Raw genomic sequence first — 4,834 nt, forward strand, 5'->3', positions numbered from 1 at the left:
CAGCAATTACACAGAATTATTTACAGGGTCTATCTTTTATTTATCTTATCTAAAAGATGTACCACAGATTTGCCAACAGCAAATGACAGATTAACAGGAACAGCGTTTCCTATTTGCTTATATTTCGCTGACATTGGGCCTTCAAATACCCATTCATCGGGGAAGGTCTGTATTCTTGCATACTCACGCACAGTTAATGGTCTTGTTTCTTCTGGGTGGCAACGCTCTGTTTGTTTCTGTGCTGGGGCGCATGTTAATGTTAGGCTTGGTTCATCCCATGACAAGCGACGAGCCATACCAGTTTTGCCCCCACCTAAGTAAAAACTCTTGAGCATGTATTCTTTTTGAATATCTTCAGGAAGATCTCTCCAGTAGCCACCGGGAGGAACCATACTTAGGATCTCTGCTTTTCTTTTGGGATATTTTTGTCCTTCAGATTCTGGCACGTCGCTATCGTACAGCTCTCCCTTTTTTAATGCATCTTTAAGGGTTAATATTTTATTGTAAGAAGAAGGCCACTCATAATCGATGCCATCAGCAAGATCATTTCTTACAGCTACAATGATCAAACGCTCGCGTTTTTGCGGTACTTTGTAGAAAATAGCCTTAAGCACTCTTGGCTCAAATAAAGTGTAGCCCAAGTCTGTGATAATATTTTTTATTGTTTCTAAAGTTCGTCCATCATCATGATTTAGCAACCCTCGAACATTCTCTGCTAAAAGAACTTTCGGATTGATTTCTTTAGCGGCTCGGGCGAATTCAAAGAAAAGGGTGCCCCGTGTATCTTCAAAACCAAGTTTTTTGCCTGCATAAGAGAATGCCTGGCAAGGAAAGCCACCAGCCAGCACATCAACGGTATTCCTATAAGGGGTGAAGTCTACTTGGCTCACATCACCTTCAACCACATTCCATTCAGGCCTATTTTTTCGTAACGTCTTACAAGCATGGGAGTCAATTTCATTTAGTAAAACAGATTTTAAACCGGCTTTTTCTAAACCTAAAGCCATCCCCCCTGCGCCAGCAAATAACTCTAATACAGTATAAACATTATTGCTTATTTTAGTCTCATCAGGCCACTGGCTTTTAAATAAAAACTGAGCTTGTTCAAAATTTTTAAGTTGCTCTTTTTTATAAAATCGATAGTTGTTTTCGTCATTTCTTTGAGAAACTAATTTTCCAGCAGTATCCCAACGCCTTAAAGTTTCTTTTGAAACGCCCAAAATGTCTGCAACTTCTGAAAGTGAAAACTCTTCCTTTAACATATTTAGTAACCATGCCAACATTAGTCATGGTTACTACTGTATGGGTTTACATGTGCTTTGTCAAACATTGATCATGGTTATCAGCCGTAAGCGAGCCCAAAATACTTAATAAAACTATCTTTATCAGGGATGGAAAAACCTTGCTGCCCAAGACGTTCGCTCAAAATATACTCAATTGCGTGAGGGAGAGCACTATGGAGTTCTTGCAGAGCATCTGGTCTGCCAGTGACAAGCTCATAGAAACTCGCACCATCAATGATTCGAATGTTAGGGTTCGAAGGACACAGAGTACCACTACCTTTATTGGAAGGGGTAAAGGGGCTGTTATATCTGATAGGTTTACGAGGGATTATATTAACAAAGTACGCACAGTAATCCTTAAATCGGCTATGTTTCGGTGATACCAACTCATCTAAGCCTTTATATTTATCTGCTAAATCCCCGCCAGTAACCGTTGAGTATTTATTTTTCACCTCAGCGATGATTCTTCTTTCTTCGTTGAGAAGATCAACGATGCCACCAATCCCCATATCCCTCCATCCTTCAACATGGCCGAGAATTTTTTGGTGAAACGTACCAACATGATTTTGAATGGTTTTCTGCTGTTGTCGTGCAAGTTCGGAGTTTCGCCACTCTTCATGGGATGAGAACCCCGGAGCTTCAAAAAGTGCACCAAAAGGGTCAATCACATTGCTGGTAAAAGTCTTCTCAGCGGCGTCTTTTTTCTTTTTAGCTTTCGTTAATAAGGTTTCAACTTCGTTAAAAAGATCTTCATCACTGATATATTCAAGTAATGACATAGTTGTCTCTCCATCATTCTTTATAATTCAATAAGTTTTTCGCGTAATAACCTTTGGGGACTATTGCGGTTGCGGCTAATTACACGACAGCTCTCAAAAACGACACTGGAGCAAGTTTTCTAATCATAACGATTACAGACATAGATGAAAACGATCAATAAGCACTTAAAGGGCGTATGTTTGTTGTGGCGGGATTTGAATGGCTTGTGCTGAGGATTCGAGCAATATGTTACAGTGATAGAGGATTTTAACACCTAAATTTTAAGATAAATAATTAATTCTATATATCGCGATACACCAATAGTCGTTACCACCTTCATCTTATCATCAAGAAAGACATAGACCTTCGTCTGCTCTCCCGGTGTGAAGACGTTATAGCTAACCTTACTGCTTTTTGTTCCGAGAGCATGACTGCGCTGAGGATTGTCTGAAGTGGTTTATCATGATAGCGATGGTGTGCCAGATCCCATCTCTGCGCTTAGTTCTGGATGGTTTGGGGTTGTAAGTAGATCCGTTTTAGTTCCCCACCAAATAATGGTGCTGTCGATATTCCTCTGGTGTCATATTGTTCAGTGATTCATGTGGGCGTTCACAGTTATATTCTGATAACCATTTCTCCGTGATTTCCCGTACTTCATTCAGCGTTCTGCATCGGCTTATCCACTAGATAAACTCCAGTGTTACTGCATGTTTCTCTGCTCATCCCCATGAGCAGATATTTGATGACGAGTTATTTATCCTTCCCTATGACCCGAAGGGCAGCAGGCATATCATTTTCCATTGACTGGTTCGGGTGGATAAGATGAATGACATCGTGTCAAAGCACTCTCTGACGGCGTTGCCAGTAAAATGAGATGTGATGTTTTTATAAGCGGTGAGGAAAAGAGTTTTTCAAAGGCTATGAACTCCGCAATGTTGACATCTACTTCGCTGCTCACTGGCACACATTGTTAATGCAAATCATGACATCTTTGCTTATTTGACTGTCAGAAAAGATTTTACAGAGGAAATCCAGATAACCCCGCCCTTGATGGGCAGGGTTAACGTCGAATTACTGGCCTTTGTTTTCCAGATTCTCAACCTGCGGTACGCCTGAAGCGGCAGAAGATGAGAGCAGACCCGTTTTGGCATAACCGAAAAGTTTCTCGCGAGTATCGGTGATATCCAGGTTACGCATGGTCAGTTGACCGATACGATCATCTGGCGAGAACACCGAGTCACCTTTTTCCATCGTCAGACGTTCTGGTTTGTAAGTCAGGTTGTCAGAGACGGTATTGAGGATGGAGTAATCATTCCCGCGACGCAGCTCCAGAGTAACTTCACCTGTAATCTGGCTGGCAACCCAGCGTTGCAGAGAGTCACGTAGCATCAATGCCTGGGAATCGAACCAACGTCCCTGGTACAGCAAACGGCCTAACTGACGACCATGCGCGTGATACTGCTCGATGGTGTCTTCATTGTGAATACCGGTCAGTAGACGTTCATAAGCGATATGCAGCAGCGCCATCCCCGGAGCTTCGTAGATGCCACGGCTTTTCGCTTCGATGATACGGTTTTCGATTTGGTCGCTCATGCCCAGGCCGTGACGACCGCCGATGCGGTTGGCTTCCAGCATCATTTCCACATCATCGCTAAAGGTTTTGCCGTTCAGCGCCACCGGATGACCCTGTTCAAAACGTACCGTGACTTCTTCTGCCGGGATCTTCACACTCTCATCCCAGAATTTCACGCCCATAATCGGGTTGACGATTTTGACGCTGGAATTGAGATATTCCAGATCTTTCGCTTCGTGCGTCGCACCAAGCATGTTGGAGTCGGTGGAGTAGGCTTTCTCGACCGACATTTTGTAGTCGAAACCGCAGGCAATCATAAATTCAGACATTTCATGACGACCGCCTAACTCATCAATAAAGTCAGTATCAAGCCACGGTTTGTAAATTTGCAGTTCTGCGTTGGTCAACAGGCCGTAACGATAGAAACGTTCGATATCGTTTCCTTTATAGGTGCTGCCATCACCCCAGATGTTAACGCCATCTTCTTTCATCGCAGCAACCAGCATGGTGCCAGTCACGGCACGGCCCAGCGGCGTGGTGTTGAAATAGGTCAGGCCGCCAGTGGTGTTATGGAAAGCACCACACTGAATAGCAGCAATGCCTTCGGCCACCAGTTGTTTGCGGCAGTCGATTAGACGAGCGTTCTCCGCGCCGTATTCCATGGCACGACGAGGGATCGCATCATAATCCTCTTCGTCTGGCTGACCCAAGTTTGCAGTATATGCATAAGGAACAGCTCCCTTTTGTCGCATCCACAGCAGTGCGGCACTGGTGTCCAGACCGCCAGAAAAAGCGATGCCAATACGTTGACCTACCGGGAGATGCTTGAGAATCGTCGTCATAAAATAACACCCTGCTTGATTAACTGATGATGAGCCTGGATTTCCGCTCTCACTGAATTTTTATGCAAAATAAATGAGTTTTCATTTAATCATCTTTTATCGGAGACCGGAAGAGTTTAGTGCGTTTTTTGTAAAATAATGCGCTTAAAAGAAGTAAGGTGAGGTAGAAATTATTCAATCAATGAAAGTGAACAGGATATCCATTCACGTGAGTAGCAATAAATGTTGACAAAATGTGGCGTAGATCACTATAATGACCGCAGATTTTACGTCCCGTCTCGGTACACCAAATCCCAGCAGTATTTGCATTTTTTACTCAAAACGAGTAGAATTTGCCACGTTTCAGGCGCGGGGTGGAGCAGCCTGGTAGCTCGTCG

The 4,834-nt window shown here is 43.5% G+C and carries 3 protein-coding genes and 1 pseudogene; all 4 read right to left on the minus strand.

Features of this window, described 5'->3' with window-relative positions:
- Window positions 1-29 precede the first annotated feature (29 nt).
- A complete protein-coding gene (gene dcm / locus EQY_RS0121410; RefSeq protein WP_000910483.1) occupies window positions 30-1,262 on the minus strand; it encodes a DNA (cytosine-5-)-methyltransferase in 1,233 nt (410 codons plus the stop codon).
- An 80-nt stretch (window positions 1,263-1,342) separates the two neighbouring features.
- On the minus strand, window positions 1,343-2,062 hold the full coding sequence (locus EQY_RS0121415; RefSeq protein WP_000054478.1) for an Eco47II family restriction endonuclease: 720 nt from the start codon (window positions 2,060-2,062) through the stop codon (window positions 1,343-1,345).
- A 516-nt stretch (window positions 2,063-2,578) separates the two neighbouring features.
- Window positions 2,579-2,710, minus strand: a pseudogene (locus tag EQY_RS25210) (integrase core domain-containing protein); the annotation flags it as partial.
- Window positions 2,711-3,113: 403 nt separating this feature from the next.
- Window positions 3,114-4,457, minus strand: a complete 1,344-nt coding sequence (gene argG, locus EQY_RS0121420; RefSeq protein ID WP_000207675.1) for an argininosuccinate synthase — start codon at window positions 4,455-4,457, stop codon at window positions 3,114-3,116.
- Between the last annotated feature and the right edge of the window lie 377 nt (window positions 4,458-4,834).

The organism is Escherichia sp. TW14182, from assembly GCF_000208525.1.
Lineage (GTDB): Bacteria > Pseudomonadota > Gammaproteobacteria > Enterobacterales > Enterobacteriaceae > Escherichia > Escherichia ruysiae.